Consider the following 23,424-nt stretch of genomic DNA (forward strand, 5'->3'; position numbering starts at 1 on the left):
CCGCCGCGTGTGCCACTCTGGGGGACGTGACTGGTAGGGGCAAACAGAAGATCAGAGTAAGTCGTCCGGCGGGGAAACGCGCCGAGCTACCCGCACAGGTGGAAGCCGGAAGATATTTCGACGTGCGGCCCGCGCTGTTGGGACCCAGGCTGGAGGGCCTCCACGCCCTCACCAAGCCCGGGGTGCGCGGCTTTCCCGAGGTGGATGCGGCGCAGGCCCTTCTTGCCCAGACGATGCGGAAGGACCGCGTGGGGGGCGAGGTGCTGGATCTGACGGCGATGGGCGGCCTGCTCGCCAGCCTCCCCGGCGTCACGCTGCGGGCGGTGGAGGGGTCGGCGGCGGCCCTGAGGGTGCTGAAGGCGGCGGGCCTGGCAACGGTCGCGGCGGTGCCGGGCGACGACCTGCGGGAACGCTGGCCCGAGCGGGCGCGCACGGTCGCGCTGGTGCTGGCGGGGGACCGGGGGAACGCCTACGCGCTCGCGCAGGTCGCCTGGGCGCACGCCTGCACGCCGCCCGGCGGGACGCTGTACCTCGCCGGGGACCGCGACAAGGGCTTCGACCGCTACGTCCGCGCCGCCGGAAATGCCTTCGGAACGGGGGAGACGATTGCCCGTGACGGCGGAATGCGCGTGGCGAAACTGGTCCGCCGCCCCGGCCCCACCCCGGCCTATCCCGGCCCCGAAGGCTACGAGGCGTTCGGCGTGAAGGTGGTGGGTCTGCCCGGCGTCTTCAGCGCCACCCGGCCCGACAAGGCGACCACGCTGCTCCTCGGCACGCTGGACGATCTGGACCTGACCGGGAAGCGCGTGCTGGACCTCGGCACCGGCACCGGCCTGATCGGCGCCTGGGCCGCCCAGCGGGGCGCGCAGGTCACGCTGGTGGACGGCGACCTCCAGAGCGTCCGCAGCGCGCGGGCCACCCTGGCCGCGAACGACCTGCCCGGCGAGGTGCTCCACAGCGATGTGGACGCGGCGCTGGGAGAGCGCACCTTCGACGTGATCCTCACCAATCCGCCCTTTCACGTCGGGCGGGGCGTGGTGCTGGACGTGGCGCGCGAGTTCATCGCGGCCGCCGCCCGCCGCCTGAACCCCGGCGGGACGCTGTACCTCGTCGCCAACGAGCCGCTGCCCTACGAGACGCCACTGCGCTCGCTCGGCCCGGTGCGCGAGCTGCGGCGCGAGGGAGGCTTCAAGGTGCTGGCGGCGACGCGGGCGGGTTAACGCCCGTCCAGCGGCCCGGCGTTCAGCACCTGCCGCACCCGTTCGGGCAGCGCCGCGCGGTCCTCGCGCTTCAGGGCGCTGCGCGGCCTGCGGTGCCAGAGGGCCAGGTACACCTCGGCCTGCTGGCTCAAAAAGGCGCGGTACCCCTCCTCGCCGCCGCTGCGGACGCATTCCAGCGCCAGCAGGTCGAGCTGCCCTTTCAGCAGCTCCAGCGCGGTGAAGCGGGCGGCGTTCGTCCCGCTGTCGCCCAGCAGCGGGGGCAGGGCGGCCAGGCGTTCGGGGGCGCGGGTCAGCGTGCGGGCAGCCCGTTTCACGTTGGGGTCTTCCAGCGTCAGCGTGCAGGCGCGGCAGGGCTGCTCCTTGCTGGCCTCGCCGCACACCGGGCAGGGTCGCCAGCCCTGTTCCTCGCGCCACTTGCGCGCGCGGGTGATGGCCTCGGCGGCCCGGAGCGCCACGTCTTTCAGGTCGCCGTCCACGTTCCGCACCAGTTCGCGGGCGCGGGCACGGTCGGGAGCGGGGAGCGGCGCGACGCGCGGTGCGGGACTCGGCGCACGGACACTGCCCACGCTGAAGCGGATCTCGGTGATCCGTTCCTCCCCCAGCAGCGCGTTCAGGCTCCTCAGGAAGTGGTGCCGCTGGAGGGTGAGGTGGTGCGCGGTGGCGCTGTCCCGCACCTCCACGAACAGCGTCCCGCCCTGCTGCGAGCGCGGGCGCGTCAGCCGCGCGATTTCGGGGCCGACCGCCTGCGGCCAGGCCAGGATCGCGCGCGCCCGCTGCACGCCTTTTGCCAGCCGCGCCGCGCCCAGCGTCGCGCCCAGCAGTTCCGAAACGTTGCGCGGGCCACCCAGACGGCGGGCGTTACTCATGGTGGTCCTGCAGGCGGTCAGTGGGAAGTGGTGAGTGGTGAGTGGAGAAAAGAGGCGACCGCCCCACTGACCACTGACCACTGACCACTGACCGTTCCCCCCTCACGCCCCCACCTCCACCGTCGCCTCTTGGGGCACGCTGCTTTCCTCGGTGAAGCGGCCCGCGTGTGCCCGCAGCGTCAGCACCGCGCCCGGCGCGCGTTCCGTCCCGGTCACGATGGCCTGCGGCACGCTGGCGGCGAGGTCGAGCAGAAAGCCGCGCCGTCCGGGGTCGAGTTCCGCCGTGAAGTCGTCGATCAGGAGGACCGGCTTTTCCCCGAACTTCTCCGCCAGCAGTTCCAGCTCGGCGCGGCGCAGGGCCAGCGCAATCGTGCGCCCCTCGCCCCGGCTGGCGTACTCGCCCGCCGGAAACTCGCCCAGGGTGAGGGTGAGGTCGTCGCGGTGCGGGCCAGTCACGGTGGACCCGCGCGCCAGTTCCTCCGCGCGGCGGGCGGTCAGGTCCTGCGCGTAGGTTTCGGGCGTGGTGGATTCGGCCAGCGTCAGGGTGAGGGGTTTGCGGCTGCCCAGCGCGGCGTTCGCCTCGCGCGCCAGTTCGTCCAGTCGGGTCAGCGCGCGGCGGCGAAACAGCATGATGTCACTTCCGAGTTTGACCAGTTGATCGTCCCAGACGTGCATGGCCCAGTCTTCCCCGGCCTTGAGCGCGGCGTTGCGCTGCGCCACCGTGCGCTCATAGCGGGCGAGCTGCTGGCCGTAGCGCGCGCTCAGGCGCGAGAGCAGCGCGTCCAGGTACGCCCGCCGCCCCGCCGGGGGGCCGAAGACCAGTTCGCTGTCCTCGGGCCTGATCCACACGGCGCTCCCGCGCGGCAGGTCGCCCGTCTTCGCGCGCACCCCGTCCACCTTGAGCTGCCGCCGCCCGCGCCCCAGCCCGACCTCCTGAATGCTGAGGCTGCCGCCCTGCTGCACGTCGGCGCGCACATACGCCTCCCGCTCGCCCGACTGGATCAGTTGTTCCAGCCGGGTCACGTCCGTGAGCCCCGTCAGCGCCAGGTACGCCGCTTCCAGCAGATTCGTCTTGCCCGCCCCGTTCTCCCCGAATACGCCCGTCACGCCCACCGGGAAATTGAGCGTCCCCGGCGCGAGATTCCGGTAATTCAGGGTGGAGAGGGACGAGAGCTGCACACCTGACATTCTACCGGCGAGGAGCGGGGGGCGGGGGTGCTTGGGATGCAGTTGGGGGAGGGGGAGGGGTGAGTGGATGAAGGCTTCCTGCTCTCCGCGCTCTGCCCTCTGCATAATCCCCCCATGACCCCCGACCGTGACCGCCTCCTGATCCTCACGCCGCATCCTTCCGGGGCGCTGCCCGCCGACGTGCTGCGGGACATGCTGGGGGAGGACGCCTTCGATTTGAGCAGGCGGGCCGCCTTTCTGGAACGGCTCTTCATGGAGGGGGACCCGTACACCGACCTGATCTATGCGGTGCCGGGGGCGCGGTACCTGGAAGCACCCTGGAGCCGTTTCGCCGTGGACCTGAACCGCGAGCGGGACGACCGCGACGACAACGGCGTGGTGAAGCTGACCGATTTCGCGCGGCGGCCCCTCTATCCGGCGGGATTCACGCTCGCGCCGGGGATGCGGGAGGCCCGGCTGCGGCGTATCTGGGACGCCTTCGACGCCCAGGTGGGGGCCGAGCTGGACGGCGCGGCACTGATGATCGTGGGACATAGCATGGCCTCGCGCGGTCCCGCCCTCGGCCCGGACACCGGAACGCCCCGACCGGCGCTGACGCTGATGCTGGGCACCGGGCGCGCGCCCACTTTCCCCCTGGACCGCTGGGACGCGCTGCAAGCCGCCTGTGCGGACGCCTTCGCGCCTGTCCTGTCCGGCGGCCTGACGCGCGTGGCGGTCGGTGATCCCTGGACGACCGATACCCTCAGCGCCCGCTGGAATGCCCGCCGCGGCGTGCCCGCCTTCGGGCTGGAGATCAACGTGGCCCTCTACCTGACGGAGACGGGCGAGCCGAGGCAGGCGGACATCCGCGCTCTGGCCCACGCCTTCGAGCGGTTCGCGGATGCGGCGCTGGGGCTGGTGGGGGGCGCGTAGCCTGTTGTAGACGAGCAAAAGCCTCAGCTTCCAGCCTTGGCCTCCACAAGCCACAGGCCACCCGCCACAAGCCCCCTACGCCTCGCGCGTCGCCAGCCCCCGCATCTGCCCCAGCAGTTCCCGGGCGGCGGCCTGGTCGGGCGCGTCCTCCAGGGCCTCCGCCAGCAGCGCCAGCCCTTCGCGGGCCTGCCTGTCGGCATAGTCCTGCGCGTACTCGACACTCCCACTCTCCAGCAGCCAGCGGTGGATATTGGCGATGGCTTCGGCGTCCTTGTCCTGGCGGTCACGCCGCATCTGCTCCAGAAAGGTGCCTTTCTGCTCCTCCGGCGCGTGGGCGAGCCAGTGCAGGACGATCAGGGTGCGCTTGCCTTCCAGCAGGTCGCCGCCGATCTCCTTGCCGTACTTGAGGGGATCGCCGGCCAGGTTCAGCACGTCGTCCCGGATCTGGAAGGCCGCGCCCAGGTTCAGCCCCGCCGCCGTGAAGCGTTCGTCCGGCGTGACCCCCGCCGCCAGTGCCCCCAGCCGCAGCGGCATCACCACCGTGTAATAGGCCGTTTTCAGGCGCACCATCTCCAGGTAATCGCCCTCCGTCAGGTCCCACGCGCGGTGCTGAACCCAGGTCAGGTCGAGGTGCTGCCCCTCCGCCGTGCGCCAGACCATGTTCAGGAACTCCTCCACCGCGCCCGGCACCTGCGCGTGGTGGACGGCGGCCCACATATAGGCGTGCAGCGCGTCCCCCGCGTTGATCGCCAGGGGGACGCCGTGGAGGCGGTGCAGCGCGGGCCTGCCCCGGCGCTCCTCCGAGTCGTCCTCGATGTCGTCGTGGATCAGCACCCAGTTCTGGAAGAGTTCCAGGGCCGCCGCCAGCCACAGCGCGCCCTCCCCGCCGGGTGTGCCGGGCTGGAGGCCGTGCGCGCGGGCGCTGGCCAGCAGCAGTTCCGAGCGAATGCCCTTGCCGCCGCGCTGCGGATAGTCGCGCAGCATGGCGGAGAAGGCCTTCAGTTCCGGCCGCCCGCCCCCGGTGGGGAGCAGGGACAGCACGCGGCCAAGCAGGTCGGGACGCATCGGGGGGCAGTCTAGCCCGGGAGGGTGAAGGGGCAGGGAGTCTGGCCCCAGGCCCCCGCTCTGCGGCAGTTCACCGGCTTCTTGCAATCGAGCTTGCGAAGAGGTAGAGTCCTTGCAATCAAAATTGCCAAGAGGGGAGCGGGGCGCTGGTCCTGGTGAAACGCATGACCGAAACCCATGAACTGCCGTTTCTGCCCGCTGCGCTGGGCGCGGACCTGCGCCTGACCGCCACCGAGCGGCGCATCGCGGACCACCTGGCACGGGTGTGGGCGGAGATTCCGCTCGTCAGTGCCGCCGAGATCGCGCAGGACCTGGGGGTCAATCCGTCGAGCGTCACGCGGTTCGCGCAGACCCTGGGGTACCGGGGCTACCCGGACCTGCAACGCGCCGTCCGGCTGGAACTCCGCGCCCGCCACGCCCCCGCGCCCCTGCCCGCCGAGTCCCAGGCGGCCGCCCACTGGGCACGCGAGCTGGCCGTCTTCCAGGCCCTCGCCGCGTTGCCGGAAGAGCCACTGGACCGCGTGACCGACCGGCTGGCCGCCGCGCGGCGGGTGTGGGTGACCGGGGCACGCGGGTCCGCCCCGGCCGCCGCCTACGCGGCGCACCTGTGGCGCGGCGTGCGCCCGGACGTTCACCTGCTGGGCGCGGACGCCAGCGCGGAACCCGAACGCTGGCTGGACGCGGGACCGGGGGACGTGCTGGTCGCCTTTACCGTGCGCCGCTACGCCCAGGGGACGGCCCGGCTGGTACAGGCCCTGACGGCACGGGACGTGGTCCTGGTGCTGGTGACCGACAGCCCCGCCGCACCGGGCGCACGTCAGGCGGCAGAAATCCTGGTGCTGCCCACGCCCGGCCTCGGCAACGCGCCGACGGACGCCACCGAGGGCCGCTTCGTGCCGCTGGCCGCCCCCGCCAGCCTGACCGCGCTGCTCGCCGCCAAACTGGTCGGCCGGGTGGGTACCGCCCGTCTGGAAGCCGCCGAACGCGAACTGGGAGAACAGGATGTCTTTACGTACTGACACAGCACCTACTGACACAGCGCCGCCCCTCACCCTGCCGGACGGTCTGACGCTGGAAGCCGCCGAACTGCGCGTGCTGGACATGCCGATCCGTTTCGCCTTCGAGACGAGTTTCGGTGTGCAGCGCCGCCGTTTCGTGCCGCTGCTGACGCTGCGCGCGAATGGCCTGGAAGGCTACGCCGAGGGCGTGATGGACCACCTCCCCCTCTACCGGGAGGAGACGGTGCCCGGCGCACTCGCCCTGCTGGAAGGGCAACTGCTGCCCCGCCTGCTGGGCCGCAGCTTCACCACACCGGAAGCGTTCACGCTGGCGCTCGCGCCGTACCGGGGCAACCGGATGGCCCGCGCGCTGATGGAGATGGCCTTCTGGGACCTGTGGGCCAAGCATCTGGGCCTGCCGCTTTGGCGGGTGCTGGGCGGCGTCCGCACCGGCATCCCGGTGGGTGTGAGCCTGGGCATTCAGGAGAGCGCGCAGGCGACCGTGGACCTCGCCGCCGATTCTGTGGCGCAGGGGTACGGGCGGATAAAGCTCAAGATCAAGCCCGGCTGGGACGAGGAACCCGTGCGGGCGGTCCGCGAGGCATTCCCCGGCATTCAACTGACGGTGGACGCGAACAGCGCCTATACGCTGGCGGACTCAGCGGCCCTCCAGGCCCTCGACGCCTACGGCCTGAAGTACATCGAGCAGCCCCTCGCCTTCGACGATCTGGTGGACCACGCCGAACTGCAACGCCGCCTGCGGACGCCGATCTGCCTGGACGAGAGCATCACCAGCGTGGCCGACACGCGCAAGGCCCTCACGCTGGGCGCGGCGCGGGTGATCAACCTCAAGGTCGGGCGGGTGGGCGGCCACCTGGAAGCGCGGCGCATCCACGACCTCACGCTGGCGTTCGGCGTGCCACTGTGGTGCGGCGGCATGGTCGAGACGGGCGTGGGCCGTGCGCACAACATCCACCTCTCCACCCTGGAAAATTTCACGCTGCCCGGCGATACCAGCAGCGCCAGCCGCTACTGGGACCACGACATCATTCAGGAAGGGCTGGAGGTCGAAGGGGGCGTGATGCCCGTGCCCGAGGGCCCCGGCATCGGCGTGACCCTCGACCGGGAGGTGCTGGACCGCGTGACCCGCCAGCAGACGACCGTGCGGGCCGGGGCGCGACCCCGCATCGACGACCTGCCCGACCAGCCGCCCACGGACGAAGTGTACTGAGAGCGCCTTTCCCCACTCCCCGGAGGTCCCCATGAACCGAGTCGCCGTCCTGCTCACCGCCGCTCTCGCCCTGTCCGTCACCGCCAGCGCCGCGCCGCGCACCCTCGACCAGATCAGGGCGTCGGGGACGCTCAAACTGGGCACCGAGGGGGCTTTCCCGCCCTTCAACTTCTATCAGGGGAAGAACCTCATCGGCTTCGAGGTCGATCTGGGGAACGCGCTCGCCAGGGAAATGGGGCTGAAGCCGCAGTGGGTCGTGCAGCCCTTCGACAGCCTCCTGATTGCGCTGAACCAGGGCCGCTTCGACGCGGTGCTGGCCTCGCACGCGATCACGCCCGAGCGGCAGAAGGCCGTGACCTTCCTGAACCCCCACTACTGCTCCACCGTGAACATCGTCGCGCAGAAGGGCGGCCCGCTGACCCGGGCGGCCCTCGCGGGCAAGACGGTCGGCACGCAGATCGGCACCGCGCAGATTCCCATTCTGCAAGCCATCCCCGGCATCAAGGACGTCCGCACCTTCCCCAACGACCAGACGATCCTGACCGCCTTGCAGGCGGGCCGGGTGGACGCCTGGTCGAGCAACGGCCCGGTGGTGGCGTACATGCTCAAGCAGACCGGACAGCAGGGCAAGATCGTGATCGGTGAGGCGATCTCCCAGGAGCACAACGCCGGGGCCGTGGCGAAGGGGAATACGGCGCTGCATGACGCGCTGAACGGCGCACTCGCCACGCTTATGAAGGACGGCACCTACGCCAAGCTCTCCCAGAAGTGGTTCGGGCAGGACATCCGTTGCAAGTGAGTGCCCCGCTGACCCTCCGCGACCTGCACGGCCCGCAGGAACTCACCGGAGCCGAGGACCTGCAACTGCGCGTCTGGGGCGGCTCCGAGCGGGACGTGTTTCCCCGTGACGCCCTGCGCGCCCTGGAACATATCGGCGGGCTGGTGGCGGGGGCAGTGACCGGGGGAGAGGTGGTCGGTCTGGTGGTCGGCCTCCCCACCGCCGATGCCCGCGTGCAGCACTCGCACCTGCTGGCCGTGCATCCCGACTGGCGCGGCGGAGGGCTGGCGCGGCGGCTGAAGCTGTACCAGCGGGACTGGTGCCTGGCGCGTGGGATCAGTCGCGTCGAGTGGACCTACGATCCCCTGCGCGCCGTGAATGCCCACTTCAACATCCACCGCCTCGGCGCGACGGCAGACACCTATCTGGACGACTTCTACGGCGAGATGGGGGGATTAACGCGGGTGTGGCCTCCGACCGCCTGGTCGCCGTGTGGGACCTGACCGGCCCGCCGCCCGCGCGGCCCGACTCACCCGCCATGCTGCCCGCCGTGAACGCCACGGAGGACGGACGCTTTCTCCCCATCCCGCCAGGGGCGGAGGCGGTGCGCCTGCACATTCCCGCTGACCTGGGGGCGCTGCTCACCTCCCAACCCGCCCGCGCGGTCCAGTGGCGTGCCCAGACCCGGCAGGCCTTTCACGCGCTGCTGGGCGACGGGTACCGCGTGACCGACTTCCTGGCGGGAGATGCGCCCGCCTACGTCCTGAGCCGCTGAAGCTGCCTTTCTCACCCGCCTCGCCTACACTGGGCAACGTGACGGCCGCCTTTCCCCGGAATGCCCGCCTGGTGCGCGTTCTGGTGCTGGGCGGCGCGTTGGTCCTGCTGCTGGGTATCGCGCTCACGCCGGACGTGCGGGCCTTTCTGGCGCGGGGGTACGCGGCGCTCACCTCCAGCGACCCGGCGGTGACGCACGCCTTCGTGGAGGGGCTGGGGTGGGCGGGGCCGCTCGCGCTGATCGCGGGCTTTGTGGTTCAGGCGGTGTTCCCGGTGCTGCCCGCGCTGGTGATGACCGCCGTGACGGCCCGCGCGTACGGTCCTTTCGAGGGCTTCGCCATCGTGTACGTCGGCACGCTGCTGGGGGCGGCCGCCGGGTACGGCCTGGGGCGTGCGCTGGGAGACACGCTGGTGCGGACGCTGGCGGGCGAGCGTGCCCGCGCCGCCGCCCACGCCTTCGCCACGCGCTACGGCGTGCAGGGCGTGCTGATGGTGCGCCTGATGCCGGTGCTGTCCGCCGACGTGATGAATCTGGTGGCGGGGGCCGCGCGGATGCCTTTCCGGTCCTTCCTGCTCGCGACCGCCGCCGGGGCGCTCCCGGTGACGGGGCTGGTGGTGTGGCTCAGCGGCAGCGCGCGGCGCATGGCCTGGGGGCTGGGGCTGCTCTCGGCGCTGGTGGCCCTGACCGCGGCGGTCCGCTGGTGGCTGGCCCGCCGGGCCGCGTCCACGCAGGCGACCGCCTCCTGAAGCCCGCCTGCGGGGGGCTGCCGGGCGCGGGCAAGTCGGGTAAACTGCCGCAGGAGCCGCCCCGCCTGGGGCCGGACAGGAGGACCGGGGAGGATCATGACGCAAGGCAACACGGACGCGGCCCAGACGGGAGCGTCGGCATACGAGCGGGCAGGCGTGAGCATCGACGCGGGCCACCGGGCGGTCGCCCTGATGAAAGGGGCCGTCGCCCGCACCCACACGCCCGCCGTCCTGGGCGGGATCGGGGGGTTCGGCGGCCTGTTCCGCGCGGCCTTCGGGCAGATGGCAGATCCGGTGCTGGTCGCCTCCACCGACGGCGTGGGGACAAAAACAAAGGTGGCCGTGCGGACCGGGCGTTACGCGGGCCTGGGCGCGGACATCGTGAACCACTGCGTGAACGACATCCTGGTGCAGGGCGCGCGGCCCCTCTTCTTCCTCGATTACGTGGCGATGGGCAAACTCTGGCCCGAGCGGGTGGCCGAGGTCGTGACCGGGGCGGCGCGGGCCTGCGAGGCGCTGGGCGTGGCCCTGCTGGGCGGCGAGACGGCCGAGATGCCCGGCGTGTACGTGGAGGGCGAACTGGACATCGTGGGCACCATCGTGGGTGTGGTGGACCACCCCGAGTTGATCGACGGCTCGTGCATCCAGCCCGGTGACAGCGTGATCGCCCTGCCCAGTGCGGGACTGCACACCAACGGCTACAGCCTCGCGCGGCTGGCCCTGGACGAATTGGACTGGCAGGAAGCCCGCGCCGACCTGGGCGGCGAGCGGCTGGAAGACCTGCTGACGGTGCCGCACCGCGCCTACCTGGCGGCCTTCGAGGCGCTGACGGCGGCAGACGTGGACGTGCGCGGGATGGGCCACATCACCGGCGGCGGCCTGGTCGACAACCCGCCGCGCGTGTTCCCGGAAGGGGTGGGGATGCGGGTGGACACCTCGTCGTGGACGGTGCCGCCCCTCTTCGAGCTGATCGTGCGGCGGGCGGGGGTGGAGCGGCGGGAAGCGTTCCGCGCGCTGAATATGGGCGTGGGCTTCCTGTTCATCGTGCCCGCCGCGCAGCGGGAGGAGGCCCTCGCCGCCTTACGCGCTGCGGGCGAGTCGCCCTGGGTGATCGGGGAGATGATCGCCGGTTCCGGCGTGACCTTCACGGACGGAGTTACCCCTTGACCCAGCGGCGTCCTCCCACCGGCTTCGCCCCGCCCGACCGCCGGACCGCGACGGAGTTCTGGGTCGTGCGGCACGGCGAGAGCACCTGGAATGCCGACGGGCGTTACCAGGGGCAGACGGACGTGCCGCTCAGCCATGTGGGCATTCTCCAGGCGTCCAGCCTGGCCGAGCGGCTGACCGGGCAGCACTTCGACGCGGTGTACTCCAGCGACCTGGCCCGCGCCTTCCAGACCGCCGAGATCGTGGCCGAGCGGTTGAGCGGACACCCGCCGGTGCTGCCCGACCCCGGTCTGCGCGAGATCGACGTCGGCCAGCTCAGCGGCCTGGTGCTGGCCGACATCGAGGCCCGGCACCCCGACTACCTGACCGCCCTGCGTGCCGATCCCTGGAGTACCCGCCGCCCCAGTGGGGAGAGCATGGAAGACCTCTTCGCCCGCTCGGGCGCGGCCCTGGAGCGCCTGCGCGCCCGCCACCCCGGGGGCCGCGTGCTGGTCTTCACGCACGGGGGCGTGGTGCGCGTCGCGGTGGGCCTCGCGCTGGGGGGCGTGCCCGCGAACGCCTGGACGCGCCTCAGCGTCACCAACACCTCCATCACCCGCGTGCTGCTGGGGGAGGGGAACGGCACCCTGCTCGGCTTCAACGACGACGCCCACCTGGAGAACCTGATCGAGGCCACCGAGGCGGACGACGTGCTGGGGCAGGCGCAGTAAAGGACGCGGGAGGCGGAAAAAGAGCTTCTCCCGCGCTCCTCGCCGCGCCTCCTGTTACCCTGACCCTCAGATGACTGCGCCAGACCTCGAAACCCGCTTCCGTGCGGGGGACCCCCGCGCCCTGGCCCGCGCGATCACGCTGGCCGAAAGTGGGCTGCCCGCCGCCCGCCCCCTGCTGCGCGCCGCCCGGGAGATCGCCGCCTCACGTGGTCCGGGCGGCACCGTCGTCCTGGGCGTGACCGGCAGCCCCGGCAGCGGCAAGAGCACCCTGACCGACGCGCTGATCACGTATCTGCGGAGTCAGGGCAAGCGCGTGGCGGTGCTGGCCGTCGATCCCAGCAGCCCCTACTCGGGCGGCGCGATTCTGGGGGACCGCATCCGGATGCTGCGCCACCACGCCGACGAGGGGGTCTTCGTGCGCTCGCTGGCCAGCCGGGGGGCGCTGGGCGGTCTGTCGGCGCACACCATGCAGGTGCTGGCGCTGATGGAGGGGGCGGGCTTCGACTGGGTCATCCTGGAGACGGTCGGGGTGGGCCAGTCGGAGGTGGACGTGGCCGCCGCCTGCGACCACACCCTGCTGGTGCTGACCCCGGCCGGGGGTGACGGCGTGCAGGCCTTCAAGGCCGGGATCATGGAAATCGCGGACGTGATCGCGGTGAACAAGGCCGACCTCCCCGGCGCCGATCGCACCGTCCGCGAACTGCTGGCCGCGCAGGGCCTCGGCAGGCACGACGAACACACCTGGCTGGCGCCCGTCCGCCGCACCGTCGCGCAGACGGGCGAGGGCATCGACAAGATCGTGGCTGCCGTTCTCGCCCACCGCGCCTTCCTGGGGGAGGCGGGCTTGCGGGAGCGCCGCACCCACCGCGCCGAGTTCGAGGTGCGGACCCTGGTGCAAGACCGCGTGCTGAAGCGGGCACGCGGGGTGAGCGGCGACCTGTATGCCCGCGTCGCCCGCGGCGAACTCGACGCGGACACCGCCGCCGACGCGCTGCTGGCGGAGGCGTAGCGCATGGGCGAACAGGTCACGCTGGACGCCGAGTTTCTGCGCCGCGCGCTGGGGCATGGCCGGGAGGGCGACCCCGCCGACGTGGAGGTGACGCCAGGTGCGCTGCCGCCAGGCTTTCCCCTGACGCTGCCACAGGGGGCGGGAATGCGGGTGCTGGGCGGGGTGCGTTCGGCGGCGCCGCGTTGGACGTTTTACTCTCCCGGCTCGGAGCCGGAGCAGTCCCACGAGCGCGTGTTGTGGCGGGTCTTTCTGGACGTGCCCATGCCGCAGCCGGAGATGATGGACACCCTGCTGGCCCACCTGGAAAGCCAGGGCTGGCAGGCCGCGCAAATCTTTCAGGAGGTCTTCGTGGAGCGGGGGCGGTCGCAGTGGATGGGCGCCCACCTCCGGCAAGGCCGCAAGCTGGATTTGTTCGTGCGTGGCGAGGGCGGGGTGACGCAGGTGTGGCTGAACGTTACCGACATGGCCCAGGGGGATGTGGACCACCTGCTGGGCCGCCGCTCTCCCCCCCACTTCGCGGACCACTTCGAGGCCCCCCTGCCAACCCTGACCCTTCCGGGAGGCTGGCGGGCGCGGATGCTCTCCGGGCAGGGCGGCCCCATCCGCTCCCAGTCGTCCCTGCTGCTGTCCCCGCAGGCCGCGCCCGACGTGACCGCCCTCCTGTCCCACTTCCTTCCGCAGCTTGAGCGGCAAGGCTGGCGGCTCCTGCACCGCGAGGACCACCCGGAAAGCCTGTCGGTGTACCGCACGCCGCTGGGCATCGGCACCCTGACGCTGGAGGCCGGGGAGGAAGAGGTCAGGGCCCTGCTCCTGCACGCCACTTCCGAGGAAGGGCGCGGCGGCAAGCGTTCGTCCGTCAAGATCACGTAAGCTGCCCAGCGTGAAGGCCCGCACCCTCGCCCCCCTCCTCTTCGTGTTCCTGACTGTGCAGCGCCTCCTCGAAGTGCGCCTGGCGCGGTCGAATGAACGCTGGGCGCGCGAACACGGCGCGGCCGAATACGGCCGGGAACACTACCCTCTCTTCTTCGTGCTGCACCCGGGCTGGATGCTCTGCACGCTGCTGGAGGGCCGCCGGGCGCGCGGGCGGGTGAACTGGCTGGCGTTCGCGCTCTTCGGGCTGGCGCAGCCGCTGCGGTACTGGGTGATCCGCACCCTGGGCCGCTACTGGAACACCAAAATCCTGATTGTGCCGGGCGGCGAGCGCGTCACGGGTGGCCCCTTCCGGTACCTGCGGCACCCGAATTACGCGGTGGTGGCGCTGGAAATAGCCTCGGCGCCGCTGGCGGTCGGTGCCTGGCGGACGGCGCTGACGTACACGGTGCTGAACGCGGCGCTGCTGCTGCTCATCCGCCTGCCCGCCGAGGAACGGGCGCTGCGGGCCTACCGGCAGGCGGAGGGCTAGGAAACCTTGGGCCAGCGGCGCGGGGTGCGGCGCTCGAAGGCCAGGCCCTCCGGCGTGTCGGCCAGGCGCACGGCCGCCTGGACCCGCACGGCCTGGAGTTCCAGCCGCGTGCGGCCCCGGTCATTTGTACGCTCGATGGCGGCGATGACCACCGGCACCCGCAGGCCCCGGCGTTCGGCCCGCAGCAGGGCCTCCATCTCCGGCAAGCCGTCCGTCAGGTGACCGCTGACGAGCGCGGCCCCGGCGGCCCCGGCCGCCTCCCCCGTGCCGTTTGGGGAGAGCGCGTCCAGCACCGGAATGCCGCGTGCGCGGGCGATGGCCCGGGCGAGGCTCAGCCCCTCGGGCAACGCCAGCAGGACGTCCACTTCGGGAAGGGTGGCGGCAAACAGCCCGGCGAGGTCTTCCCACTCGCGCTCCGGTAGGGCGGCCAGCCGGGCGCGCAGCCGGGCCTCGGAAGGGAGAGTCTCCGCGACGGCGTCCCGGAAGGCGAGGTTCATACCCCAGCGTACACTGTAAAAAACTTCACGTCACGCCGTTTTGCCTCCCCTTCTGGGGGTGGCCCGCCTCGCTGGACGCCCTCAACGGGGAACCGGCGACTGGCGTAGGGTAATTCCAATGCAAGCGACCGCTGCCTACACCGCCGCCCGTCACGCCACAGCCATAGCGGTGGCGGTCACGGCAGGCCACTTCATCAACGACGCCTACGGGGCGATGCTCACGCCCCTGACGCCCGCCCTCCAGGGCAAGTTCGGCGTGAGTATCGCCGCCGTCACCCTGCTCTCCAGCGTCTACAGTCTCACCAGCAGCGTGCTACAACCGCTGCTCGGCATCCTGGGCGAGCGGGTGGACCGCCGTTACGCCGCCGCGCTCGGCCCCCTCATGACCGGCCTGGGCCTCACGCTGCTGGGCTTCGTGCCCTGGTTCGGGGCGCTGGTGCTGCTGGTCGCGGTGGCGGGCTTCGGCAGCGGGTTCTTTCACCCTTCGGGCGCCGCCTATGTGGCCCTGAACAGCCCACCGCAGAAGCGGGGCCTGTGGGCCAGCTTATTCAGCGCGGGCGGCACGGCGGGGATGGCGCTGGGGCCAGTGTTCGCGGGTGTGGGCCTGACACATCTGCCCTGGTTCGCCCTGATCGGGGCCGTGGTCGCCGCGCTGACCTTCGCCGTCACGCCTTCCAGCCTGGCCGGGGGCCGCCGCGTCGGCATGGCCGAGTATGCCCGCATCTTCCGGGGGCCGCTGGTGTGGCTGTGGGGCATGGCGGTGCTGCGCTCGCTCGCCAGCATGGGCTACAACGCGATGCTGCCCTTCATCCTGATGAACCGGGGCTTCGGCATGCGCGAGGTCGGGATCACGCTGGCCGTGTACGCCATTGCCAGTGCGGTCGGCGGGATCGTCGGCGGCCGGGCCAGCGACCGCTACGGCCGGGTGCCGGTGCTCCGTTCGGCCATCCTCAGCACCATTCCCCCCTTTGCCCTGCTGATCATGTCCAGCCCCGCGAACTGGTGGTTTTATCCCCTCACGTTCCTGGTGGGGGCGGCGGTCAATGCGAGCATTCCGGTCGGCGTGGTCGCCGCGCAGGAGTACGCGCCGGGCCATGTCGCCGTCGCCAGCTCGATCATGATGGGCTTTTCGTGGGGTTTCGCCGGGTTGCTGGTGTTTCTGGTCGGGGCATTGGCGGACGGCACCACGCCGACCATCGCCGCGCTCGTCAGTCTGACGCTCCTGATTCCGAGTGCGCTGATTGCTTACCGCTTGCCGGAACCTCGGAAGGCGGCGTTCGAGTAGGTGGGAGGGAAGGCGGCCCGGGCGTGAGGTCCGGGCCGCTTTGCTGTTGAGGGCAGCGGGGAGCGGCGCTGGGCAAGAGCGGTTCCGGCAAGCGGCGGGCTTGGAGGGGCCGCTGACGTGTCCGGCCTCGACGCCAGGCTTCGCCCAGTTGGAAGGCCTCGGCGCGCAGCGCGCCGAACGGCTCGGCTGCCTGGAAAGTGGAGTGGGAAGGCGGGAATCGGCCACCGGCTAACCCGGTTTAAAAGATCAGGATTGACGCTAAGAGAAAAGCTTGTAGGACGCTGTTTTTGCTCCTCCCCCTTGAGGGGGGACTGGTACAGCTCGCACCGCGAGAGGCTGGGAGGGGGTGAACGGGCGGAGCGTCCCAGCGCCACCTTTTCCTCAACTCCCCCGATATTCCAGGTCAGAGTTCCGCGTAAGTCCTGAGATCAGGGCAGGAGCAGCCCCGTATGCGAGAGCATGTAGGAACCTTTTGCTCCCTCCCAGCTACGCCGGAAAGAACCTACCCTGCCCCGCCTCCCCCTCACCCCCGCCCCTCCCGCTGCCGCCGCACGAACGCCAGAAACTCCTCCTGGCCCAGCGTGTTCACGACCTTTTCTGGCGTCAGGCCCGCTTTCCGGGCGACGGCAACGCCATAACGGGTGTCGCCCAACCCCGCTGGAACATGGGCGTCCGTGTTGATGGCGAAGGTGAGGCGGTCGCGCCAGCGCAGGGCGAAGCGCCAGTCGAGGTCCAGGCGGGCGGGGTTGGCGTTGATCTCCACGACGGTGCCGCTCCCGGCAGCCGCGGCCAGTACGGCGTCCAGATCAAGCGCGTAGCCGGGGCGGCGCAGCAGCAGGCGGCCCGTGGGGTGTCCCAGAATGGTGATCAGGGGGTGCGAGACGGCCCGCACCAGCCGGTCGGTCTGCCGCCCCGCGTCCAGCGTGAAATGGCTGTGGACGCTCGCCACCACGTAGTCCAGGGTCAGCAGTTCCTCGTCGGGGTAGTCCAGCGAGCCGTCTTCGAGGATGTCCACCTCCGCGCCCGCCAGGATCGGCAAGCCCGCCCGCTGAAGCTCGCGGATTTCGCGCACGTAGGCCCGCAGGCGCTCAATGCTCATGCCGTTCGCGTAGTGCGCGGCGCGCGAGTGGTCGCCGGTGCCCAGGAAAGTCCCACCAGAAGGCCCGCCCAGCCTGACCGCCTCCTCCACCATCTCGGGGAGGGTCGCCGCGCCGTCGGACCAGACGGAGTGGGTGTGCAGCATTCCTTTCAGGTCGGCTGCCGTGACCAGTTCGGCGGGTGGGGGCAGCGTCTCCCAGACCTCGTTATGTTCGGGGTCGCGGTACTCGGCGGGGCGCAGGGGGAGGTCCAGGGCGCGGGTCACGTCCCCTTCGGTGGGCGTCGGGATGAGGACGCCTTCCCGTTTCAGGCCCCGCCCGCTGAGGTCGAAGCCCTGCGCTCTCGCCTTCGCGCGCAGGGACTCGCGGTACTCGGAGCCCCCGCCCATCATCAGGTCGAGGGCGCCGCGTGCCCCGGCGGGGGCATAGGCGATTTCCACCGGCACGCCGTCCAGCCTCCCCGACAGCAGCGGTTTGGGGTCCACTGGGGCGAGGTCAGCCACCCGGCCTGCCAGTCTTGCCGTCACTTCGTCGGCAGTCCCGGTCACGGTCAAGCGGCTGGTCCGGACCGTCTCCAGACCGCGCCGGGCGTCCCCGGCCACACGCGCCTCCAGCCCGTCCAGCCAGGCGGCCAGCGTCTCCGACACGTCCAGCCCGGTCGAGAGGTGCTGGCGGTCCTGCGCGCCCAGCACGAACTCCACCGCCTCCAGAATCGCCCCGGCACTCTTGGCACCGAAGCCCTTCAGCGCCGCCACCCGTCCGTCCCGCGCCGCCTCGCGCAGCGTTTCCAGCGAGTCGATGCCCGCGTCCCACAAAGCGCGAATCTTCTTCGGTCCCAGGCCCCGCACGCGGAAAAGGCCCATCACGCCGGGGTCGACCTGAGCCGCGGCCTCTTCCAGCGGTGTGAAGACGCCGGTGGTGGCAAAGGCGGTGAGGTCGGCGGCGATGGCCTTTCCGACCTTCGGCACGCCCGCAAAGCCCGTCGCCACGAGGTCCGCGACCGGCGTCTCGGTCGCTTCCAGGCTGCGGGCCGCGCCCCGGTAGGCGTTCGCGCGGAAAGGCTCCTGCCCCAGCACGTCCAGGAGGTCGGCAGTGGTGTTCAGCGCCCCCACGAGCTGCTTGCGGGTGACTTCAGCCACGGCGCACCCTCCCCGAGTAGGTCACCACGGACCCGCCCGCGTCCTGAATCTGCTTCAGGGCGTCCACGAACCGGAACCCGACTTCCTGCGGCGTGTGCGCGTCGCTGCCCAGCACAAAAGGAATGTTCCGTTCGGCAGCGGCGCGGGTCAGCTCCGGCGAGGGGTACGCCTCCGCGACCGGCTTGCGCCAGCCCGCCGTGTTGAAGTCCAGCGCGAGGCCGGATTCGGCCGCCACGTCCAGGGCGTGCAACGCTGCCGAGCCTGCCGGGTCGCGGTGCCCGAACTTCTTGGGCAGGTCGAGGTGTCCCACGCTGTCAAAGAGGCCCGTTCTGGCCGCCCCCTCCACCAGCGCGTAATAGTCGCGGTACAGCCCCGTCAGGTCGCGGTCCTCGTACTCGGCCACGAATTCGGGGTTGTCGAAGCCCCACGCGCCGAGGTAATGCACGCTGCCGATCACGTAGTCCCAGGGATAGGCGTTCAGCACCCGCTCCACGAACCGCTCGGTGCCCGGGTGAACGTCGGCCTCCAGCCCCAGGCGAACCTCCAGGCGCCCGGAATAGTCGGCCTGCACCTCCCGCACCCGGTCCACATACTCCGCCAGTTGGTCCAGCCGCATCCGCCAGGGCGCGTCGTACCAGGCGGGCATCGGCATATGGTCAGTGAAACAGATGCCCGCGAGGCCCGCGTCCAGCGCCGCCTGCGCGTACTCGCGCGGCGTGCCTGTCGCGTGCCCGCACAGCGGCGTGTGCAGGTGCGAATCGAAGAGAGGGAGGGGAGAGGTCATGCCAGACAGGGTACGGCAGGTCAGCCGTCCACCCACCCTGCCGGAAAGTGCGTGGTGGGAAAAATGGACCGGGCCGCCTGCAACAGTTCCGGCCAGCGGTCCGGCCCATAACGGCGTGAGAGGTGCAGCAGACACAGTTCGCGCACCCCTGCCACCAGCGCCAACGCCGCCACCTGCGTCACCGTCGTGTGCTGGTGCCGCCCCGCCAGGGCCGCGTCCTCCGGCGCGTACTGCGCCTCGGCGTAGAGGGTGTCCACCCCAGCGAGGAGCGGCGCGAGTCTGCCCTGCTCCGCCCCGTCCAGCAAAAAGTCGGTCAGGTAGGCGAGGCTCTCCCCGGTTTGCCGCCGCAGCAGCCGCGCCGCCAGCTCGTCCGCCTCATAGGGCGTGCCGTGAACGTCCAGGCTGCCTTTCGCCCCCGCCTTGAGCCGCGCCAGCCAGGGGCCGCCCTTCAAGCCCAGCGCGCCAAGTTGCCCGGCGTCCACCGTCACCCGCTGCGGTTCGCGCACCACGTAGCCCAGGCTCAGCCCGTGATGCTTGAGGGGGATGGCCTCCACGTTCGCCTCGGCGGTGGTCAGCAGGGGGCCGTGCAGCGGGCGCGTGCCTTCCTCGTGCATGGCCTCGAAGGCCTCGCGCGCCTCGAAGCGGAAGGTGCGGACCTCTTGGCCGTCCACGTCATGCACGCGCCAGGTGGCGTGCAGCTCGGGCGCGTAGTTCCACCAGTAGCCCTGAAAGCGGTGCCAGAGGATGCGGGCGGTGCCGGGCGGCCCCCAGATGTGGTTCTCGCGCGTGGTCCGGTCGAAGTTGGCGCGGAAGAAGGTGTCGAAACCCGCGACGTGATCCATGTGCAGATGCGAGAACAGCAGGTGGTCTATGGCCTGAATCTCCGCGAGCGGCAGCGCGTCCAACGTGTCCTCGCCGGAGTCGAAGAGCAGCCGCGTCTGCCCCTGGCCGCTGTCGGCGGTCACCCACAGCGCGTTGTCCCCGGTCGGGTGGCCCAGGACCTGTACCTTCAGCATAGGCGCAGGTTAGTCGGCGGGGGAGAGGACCGGGCGAAGGCGGCCGCCCAGCACGTGCAGCACCAGCCCGCCAAACACCAGCCCCGCCCCCAGCAGCTTCAGCGGCGGAAAGCCCTCGTGGTAGAAGACGGCGCTCGCCAGCATCCCGAACACCGGCACCAGCAGCGAGAGGGGCGCGACGCGGGCCGCGCCATGCTTCTGAATCAGCCAGCTCCACACGCCGAAGCCCAGCACCGTGTTCCCCAGCCCCATGAACAGCACCGCCGCCCAGAAGGCCCAGCCCGACGTGGTGAGGGTATGCGCCACCGCTCCCCACCCCGAAGTCAGCCCCGCCAGCAGGGTCAGCGGCAGCGGCGCGATCAGGCTGCTCCAGATCACCAGCGCGAAGACGTTCGCCCCGCCCGACGCCCGCACCAGCAGATTGCTGACCGCCCACCCCAGCGCCGCGACCAGCGTGAGGAGCAGTCCGACCAGCGTCACGTCCCCACCTGCGGCGAGGCCGATCAGCGCCATGCCGCCAAAGGCCAACGTCATCCCGAGCATCTGCGGCGGCGTGATGCGTTCCCCCAGGAAGCGCGCGGCCAGCAGCGCCGTGAAAAAGGCCTGCGTCTGCATCAGCAGCGAGGCGACCCCCGCACTCATGCCCAGCTCCACGGCCAGATACAGCAGCCCGAACTGCACCACCCCCACGCTCAACCCATACCCCCACAGAATCCGCGCGGGAACCTGGGGGCGCGGCACGAACAGCACGGCGGGAAAGGTCGCCACCGCGAAGCGCAGCGCCGCGACCAGCAGTGGGGAGGCCCCCGACACCGACCACTTGATTACCACGAAGTTCACGCCCCAGATAAAGGTGATCAGCAGCGCGAGCAGCAGGCTCCGGGGGGGGAGGGCAGAGGACGGCATCGGCTCCCGAGTGTACTCCCCGTGTCCAGCGGCGCGTGCAGCGATGCGGGACAGGAGGTCGTGTGTTCGGCCTGCATTTTTTCTCAAAGCTTGCGTATACTCATGCTCTATGACGAAGGCCGCCCGCTTCCCCAGAACGCCCGCCGAGGCGGAACAGCCGCAGCAGGCACAGGCAAACATGGCGAATAATGCTGCACACCTCACGCTGGCGACGCTGCCCGCTCCGGTGATGGCCGGGCGCGACTTCCTGAGCAACCTGGACATGACCCCCGAGGAGTTGCGGACGGTACTGGACACCGCCCACTCGATGAAACGCGGCGAGTGGCGCGGGGTCAAGCCGCTCTCGGGCCTCAGCCTCGCCCTGATCTTTGAAAAGGCCAGCCTCCGCACCCGCACGACCTTCGACGTGGGCATGTACCAGCTTGGCGGGCACGCGCTCACCCTCAGTAACGCCGAGATCGGCCTGGGCACCCGCGAGCGCGTCAGCGACGTGGCCCGCAACCTCGAACGTTGGGTGGACGGGGTGATGGGCCGGGTGTATCTCCAGCAGACGCTGCACGAACTGGCCGACCACGCTGCCATTCCCGTGATCAACGGCTTATCTGACATGCTGCATCCCGCGCAACTGCTGGCCGACTACCAGACCATCGAGGAGGAGTTCGGCACCGACCTGCGCGGACGGCGCGTGGTCTACATCGGGGACGGCAACAACCTGGCGAACAGTCATATCCACCTGGGCATCCTCACCGGGACGGACGTGACCATCGTCACCCCGGTCGGGTACGAGCCGAACGGCTCCGTCCTGATGGACGCGGTGAAGCGCGGAGCGAACGTGACCCTCACGAACGACCTGGGCGCCATCGAGGGCGCCGACGTGCTGTACACCGACGTGTGGATTTCGATGGGCCAAGAGGCCGAGGCCGATATCCGCCGCCGCGCCTTCCGTGGCTATCAGGTGACGCCCGCGATGCTGGATACCATCGCCCCGGACGGCATCTTCCTGCACTGCCTCCCCGCCCACTACGGTGAGGAGACGGTGCCGGAAGCCACCGAGCACCCCAAGTCCCGCGTCTTCGACCAGGCCGAGAACCGCCTGCACGCGCAAAAGGCGCTGCTGTACCACGTGATGGGGGAGATGGCGCCGCGGTGGTAGAACGGGTTCGAGGTGCAAAGAGCCTGTGATGAAAGCTCCGATTCCCCTTCTCACTGCTATGGCGCTGACAGGATGCTCACTGGCTGGTCAACACCGCAACGAGGACTTCACGGTTACGTCCGTCAATCTGGCCCCGGTCGATTTGGGATTCGCAGAAGTTACAGTCCAGTCAGGTCAGGCAAGACAGATTGAACTCAAGAATTGCAGCCCTTATCTGGAAATGGTCATCCTCGACGATGGAACACAAATCAGGCCCAGGTTCGGGCCAACCTGTGTTCTGTTACCGAGGCTGGTCAGTCTATCTGCGGCGCCTACCGTACTTAAGATACCAGAGCTGCCTAACTACCACAACGCGCTTTACGTATTTGAAATCATTTATGGGGCATCTGCCGACTCTAAGATCATGACAAAGGAATTCAAGGCGTACAGAAAATAAGAACGTCTCTCATTGCCACTGGCTGCCATTATCACCACTCAAGGAGTGAACTTGTCCACCCCCCGCATCTTCATCGACGGCGAGGCCGGAACCACCGGCCTGCAAATCCGCGCCCGCCTGCAAGGCCGGGAAGACCTCGAACTCCTAAGTATCGACCCTGCCCGCCGCAAGGACCCGGAGGCCCGCCGTGAACTGCTGAACGCGGCTGACATGGCCGTGCTGTGCCTCCACGACGACGTGGCGCGTGAGGCGGTCGCCATGATCGAGAATCCGGCAACGCGCGTGCTGGACGCCAGCAGCGCCCACCGTACCGCCGAGGGCTGGGCCTACGGCTTTCCCGAACTCACGCCGCAGAGCCGCGCCGAGATTCGTTCGGCCCGCTTCGTCAGCAACCCTGGCTGTTACGCGACCGGGGCGATTGCGCTGCTGCGGCCCCTCACCGACGCCGCCCTGCTGCCGCCGGACTTTCCGGTCAGCGTGCAGGGTTTCAGCGGCTATTCAGGCGGAGGCCGCGCGCTGGTGGACGCCAACGAGGGCAGGGGTGAACACCCAATGGCCGGGCCGTTCAAGAGTTACGCCCTCGGCCTCACGCACAAGCACCAGCCGGAAATGGCGCGGCACGGCGGCCTGAAGCACGCGCCCCTCTTCACGCCGCATGTCGGCGGCTGGCGGCAGGGGATGCTGGTGCAGATTCCGCTGCACCTGGGCGCACTGGGGGTGGAGGCAGAGGCAGTGCACGCCGCGCTCACCGCCCGTTACGCCGGGGAACGTTTCGTGCGCGTGATGCCGTTCGAGCACGGCCAGCCCGCCGACGCCATCCTCGATCCGCAGCCCCTCAACGGCACCAACCGACTGGAACTGTTCGTCTACGCCAGCCCGAACGGTGACCATGCCCTGCTCGTCTCCCGCCTCGACAACCTCGGCAAGGGGGCCAGCGGCGCCGCCGTGCAGAACCTCGACGTGATGCTGGGGCTGGAGGGGGCGGGGCACGACTACCGGGTGGCGGAGGAAGTGTAGGGGAAGGGGTCAGCGTAGGACTGACGC

The 23,424-nt window shown here is 70.5% G+C and carries 25 protein-coding genes; 17 read left to right on the top strand and 8 right to left on the bottom strand.

The features are described 5' to 3' along the window. The first annotated feature begins 26 nt into the window (after positions 1–26). Positions 27–1,220, top strand: coding sequence for a class I SAM-dependent methyltransferase (locus tag E5F05_RS09330; RefSeq protein WP_164973418.1), 1,194 nt, complete (start codon positions 27–29; stop codon positions 1,218–1,220). Here the strand turns inward: E5F05_RS09330 and E5F05_RS09335 are convergent. Then, positions 1,217–2,086: a DciA family protein gene (locus E5F05_RS09335; protein ID WP_129118362.1), complete on the bottom strand. Its 870-nt coding sequence runs from the start codon at positions 2,084–2,086 to the stop codon at positions 1,217–1,219. The two genes, E5F05_RS09330 and E5F05_RS09335, sit on opposite strands and share 4 nt — an antisense overlap. A 102-nt stretch (positions 2,087–2,188) precedes the next feature. Then, positions 2,189–3,274 (bottom strand): DNA replication/repair protein RecF, encoded by a 1,086-nt coding sequence (gene recF / locus E5F05_RS09340; RefSeq protein WP_129118548.1) that lies wholly within the window; start codon positions 3,272–3,274, stop codon positions 2,189–2,191. 114 nt (positions 3,275–3,388) lie between these two features. On the opposite strand from recF, the gene E5F05_RS09345 reads away from it, so the two are divergent. Further along, on the top strand, positions 3,389–4,186 hold the full coding sequence (locus E5F05_RS09345) for an N-formylglutamate amidohydrolase (RefSeq protein WP_129118363.1): 798 nt from the start codon (positions 3,389–3,391) through the stop codon (positions 4,184–4,186). A gap of 75 nt (positions 4,187–4,261) precedes the next feature. Here E5F05_RS09345 and E5F05_RS09350 read toward each other — a convergent pair whose 3' ends face one another. Further along, positions 4,262–5,251, bottom strand: a complete 990-nt coding sequence (locus E5F05_RS09350; RefSeq protein ID WP_129118364.1) for a polyprenyl synthetase family protein — start codon at positions 5,249–5,251, stop codon at positions 4,262–4,264. 164 nt (positions 5,252–5,415) lie between these two features. Between E5F05_RS09350 and E5F05_RS09355 the strand changes: the two genes are divergently transcribed. The 11 genes from E5F05_RS09355 (at position 5,416) to E5F05_RS09400 (ending at position 14,067) form a co-directional block, all read left to right on the top strand. Continuing rightward, entirely contained in the window at positions 5,416–6,270 is an 855-nt protein-coding gene (locus E5F05_RS09355; protein WP_129118365.1) for a MurR/RpiR family transcriptional regulator, read from the top strand. Positions 6,271–6,352: 82 nt separating this feature from the next. Beyond that, positions 6,353–7,480 (top strand): o-succinylbenzoate synthase, encoded by a 1,128-nt coding sequence (gene menC / locus E5F05_RS09360; protein WP_241687124.1) that lies wholly within the window; start codon positions 6,353–6,355, stop codon positions 7,478–7,480. 31 nt (positions 7,481–7,511) lie between these two features. Beyond that, a complete protein-coding gene (locus E5F05_RS09365) occupies positions 7,512–8,279 on the top strand; it encodes an ABC transporter substrate-binding protein (protein ID WP_129118367.1) in 768 nt (255 codons plus the stop codon). Next, a complete protein-coding gene (locus E5F05_RS21605) occupies positions 8,276–8,761 on the top strand; it encodes a GNAT family N-acetyltransferase (RefSeq protein WP_241687110.1) in 486 nt (161 codons plus the stop codon). The genes E5F05_RS09365 and E5F05_RS21605 overlap by 4 nt, the downstream gene beginning before the upstream one ends. Beyond that, on the top strand, positions 8,725–9,033 hold the full coding sequence (locus E5F05_RS21610) for a hypothetical protein (RefSeq protein WP_241687111.1): 309 nt from the start codon (positions 8,725–8,727) through the stop codon (positions 9,031–9,033). Before E5F05_RS21605 ends, E5F05_RS21610 begins: the two co-directional genes overlap by 37 nt. 38 nt (positions 9,034–9,071) lie before the next feature. Then, complete coding sequence (locus E5F05_RS09375; protein WP_129118368.1) at positions 9,072–9,779, top strand: TVP38/TMEM64 family protein; 708 nt, start codon at positions 9,072–9,074, stop codon at positions 9,777–9,779. 96 nt (positions 9,780–9,875) lie between these two features. Then, on the top strand, positions 9,876–10,946 hold the full coding sequence (gene purM / locus E5F05_RS09380; RefSeq protein WP_129118369.1) for a phosphoribosylformylglycinamidine cyclo-ligase: 1,071 nt from the start codon (positions 9,876–9,878) through the stop codon (positions 10,944–10,946). Continuing rightward, the gene (locus tag E5F05_RS09385) at positions 10,943–11,656 is read left to right on the top strand and encodes a histidine phosphatase family protein (protein ID WP_129118370.1); all 714 of its coding nucleotides are present in this window, start codon (positions 10,943–10,945) and stop codon (positions 11,654–11,656) included. Before purM ends, E5F05_RS09385 begins: the two co-directional genes overlap by 4 nt. Positions 11,657–11,726: 70 nt before the next feature. Further along, complete coding sequence (gene meaB, locus E5F05_RS09390; RefSeq protein WP_129118371.1) at positions 11,727–12,665, top strand: methylmalonyl Co-A mutase-associated GTPase MeaB; 939 nt, start codon at positions 11,727–11,729, stop codon at positions 12,663–12,665. 3 nt (positions 12,666–12,668) lie between these two features. Continuing rightward, positions 12,669–13,535 carry a hypothetical protein gene (locus E5F05_RS09395; protein ID WP_129118372.1) on the top strand — a complete coding sequence of 289 codons (867 nt, stop codon included), beginning with the start codon at positions 12,669–12,671 and terminating at the stop codon, positions 13,533–13,535. A gap of 10 nt (positions 13,536–13,545) precedes the next feature. Beyond that, on the top strand, positions 13,546–14,067 hold the full coding sequence (locus E5F05_RS09400; protein ID WP_129118373.1) for an isoprenylcysteine carboxyl methyltransferase family protein: 522 nt from the start codon (positions 13,546–13,548) through the stop codon (positions 14,065–14,067). Here E5F05_RS09400 and E5F05_RS09405 read toward each other — a convergent pair. Beyond that, a complete protein-coding gene (locus E5F05_RS09405; protein WP_129118374.1) occupies positions 14,064–14,564 on the bottom strand; it encodes a hypothetical protein in 501 nt (166 codons plus the stop codon). The two genes, E5F05_RS09400 and E5F05_RS09405, sit on opposite strands and share 4 nt — an antisense overlap. 118 nt (positions 14,565–14,682) lie before the next feature. Here E5F05_RS09405 and E5F05_RS09410 point away from each other — a divergent pair, with 118 nt between their 5' ends. Continuing rightward, the gene (locus E5F05_RS09410; RefSeq protein WP_129118375.1) at positions 14,683–15,849 is read left to right on the top strand and encodes an MFS transporter; all 1,167 of its coding nucleotides are present in this window, start codon (positions 14,683–14,685) and stop codon (positions 15,847–15,849) included. Between the two features lie 523 nt (positions 15,850–16,372). Here E5F05_RS09410 and E5F05_RS09415 read toward each other — a convergent pair. The 4 genes from E5F05_RS09415 to E5F05_RS09430 are packed head-to-tail and all read right to left on the bottom strand — an operon-like array spanning position 16,373 to position 20,791. After that, complete coding sequence (locus E5F05_RS09415; protein ID WP_129118376.1) at positions 16,373–18,085, bottom strand: helix-hairpin-helix domain-containing protein; 1,713 nt, start codon at positions 18,083–18,085, stop codon at positions 16,373–16,375. Next, entirely contained in the window at positions 18,078–18,869 is a 792-nt protein-coding gene (locus E5F05_RS09420; protein ID WP_129118377.1) for a histidinol-phosphatase, read from the bottom strand. The genes E5F05_RS09415 and E5F05_RS09420 overlap by 8 nt, the downstream gene beginning before the upstream one ends. 20 nt (positions 18,870–18,889) lie before the next feature. Then, positions 18,890–19,885, bottom strand: coding sequence for an MBL fold metallo-hydrolase (locus E5F05_RS09425; RefSeq protein ID WP_129118378.1), 996 nt, complete (start codon positions 19,883–19,885; stop codon positions 18,890–18,892). A gap of 9 nt (positions 19,886–19,894) precedes the next feature. Beyond that, complete coding sequence (locus E5F05_RS09430; RefSeq protein ID WP_129118379.1) at positions 19,895–20,791, bottom strand: EamA family transporter; 897 nt, start codon at positions 20,789–20,791, stop codon at positions 19,895–19,897. Positions 20,792–21,020: 229 nt separating this feature from the next. Here E5F05_RS09430 and argF point away from each other — a divergent pair, with 229 nt between their 5' ends. The 3 genes from argF to argC are packed head-to-tail and all read left to right on the top strand — an operon-like array spanning position 21,021 to position 23,397. Then, a complete protein-coding gene (gene argF, locus E5F05_RS09435) occupies positions 21,021–21,944 on the top strand; it encodes an ornithine carbamoyltransferase (RefSeq protein WP_129118549.1) in 924 nt (307 codons plus the stop codon). A gap of 28 nt (positions 21,945–21,972) precedes the next feature. Further along, positions 21,973–22,380, top strand: coding sequence for a hypothetical protein (locus E5F05_RS09440; RefSeq protein ID WP_129118380.1), 408 nt, complete (start codon positions 21,973–21,975; stop codon positions 22,378–22,380). 51 nt (positions 22,381–22,431) lie between these two features. Beyond that, positions 22,432–23,397, top strand: coding sequence for an N-acetyl-gamma-glutamyl-phosphate reductase (gene argC, locus E5F05_RS09445; protein WP_129118381.1), 966 nt, complete (start codon positions 22,432–22,434; stop codon positions 23,395–23,397). The last annotated feature ends 27 nt before the right edge of the window (positions 23,398–23,424 follow it).

The sequence above is a fragment of the Deinococcus metallilatus genome, assembly GCF_004758605.1.
Taxonomy (GTDB): Bacteria; Deinococcota; Deinococci; order Deinococcales; family Deinococcaceae; genus Deinococcus; species Deinococcus metallilatus.

Bases quoted from the DNA above. Each gene is read 5' to 3' on its own strand.
- E5F05_RS09335 (WP_129118362.1), bottom strand. From the start codon at position 2,086: ATGAGTAACGCCCGCCGTCTGGGTGGCCCGCGCAACGTTTCGGAACTG.
- recF (WP_129118548.1), bottom strand. From the start codon at position 3,274: ATGTCAGGTGTGCAGCTCTCGTCCCTCTCCACCCTGAATTACCGGAAT.
- E5F05_RS09345 (WP_129118363.1), top strand. From the start codon at position 3,389: ATGACCCCCGACCGTGACCGCCTCCTGATCCTCACGCCGCATCCTTCC.
- E5F05_RS09350 (WP_129118364.1), bottom strand. From the start codon at position 5,251: ATGCGTCCCGACCTGCTTGGCCGCGTGCTGTCCCTGCTCCCCACCGGG.
- E5F05_RS09355 (WP_129118365.1), top strand. From the start codon at position 5,416: ATGACCGAAACCCATGAACTGCCGTTTCTGCCCGCTGCGCTGGGCGCG.
- menC (WP_241687124.1), top strand. From the start codon at position 6,353: ATGCCGATCCGTTTCGCCTTCGAGACGAGTTTCGGTGTGCAGCGCCGC.
- E5F05_RS09365 (WP_129118367.1), top strand. From the start codon at position 7,512: ATGAACCGAGTCGCCGTCCTGCTCACCGCCGCTCTCGCCCTGTCCGTC.
- purM (WP_129118369.1), top strand. From the start codon at position 9,876: ATGACGCAAGGCAACACGGACGCGGCCCAGACGGGAGCGTCGGCATAC.
- meaB (WP_129118371.1), top strand. From the start codon at position 11,727: ATGACTGCGCCAGACCTCGAAACCCGCTTCCGTGCGGGGGACCCCCGC.
- E5F05_RS09395 (WP_129118372.1), top strand. From the start codon at position 12,669: ATGGGCGAACAGGTCACGCTGGACGCCGAGTTTCTGCGCCGCGCGCTG.
- E5F05_RS09405 (WP_129118374.1), bottom strand. From the start codon at position 14,564: ATGAACCTCGCCTTCCGGGACGCCGTCGCGGAGACTCTCCCTTCCGAG.
- E5F05_RS09410 (WP_129118375.1), top strand. From the start codon at position 14,683: ATGCAAGCGACCGCTGCCTACACCGCCGCCCGTCACGCCACAGCCATA.
- E5F05_RS09420 (WP_129118377.1), bottom strand. From the start codon at position 18,869: ATGACCTCTCCCCTCCCTCTCTTCGATTCGCACCTGCACACGCCGCTG.
- E5F05_RS09425 (WP_129118378.1), bottom strand. From the start codon at position 19,885: ATGCTGAAGGTACAGGTCCTGGGCCACCCGACCGGGGACAACGCGCTG.
- E5F05_RS09430 (WP_129118379.1), bottom strand. From the start codon at position 20,791: ATGCCGTCCTCTGCCCTCCCCCCCCGGAGCCTGCTGCTCGCGCTGCTG.
- argF (WP_129118549.1), top strand. From the start codon at position 21,021: ATGGCCGGGCGCGACTTCCTGAGCAACCTGGACATGACCCCCGAGGAG.
- E5F05_RS09440 (WP_129118380.1), top strand. From the start codon at position 21,973: ATGAAAGCTCCGATTCCCCTTCTCACTGCTATGGCGCTGACAGGATGC.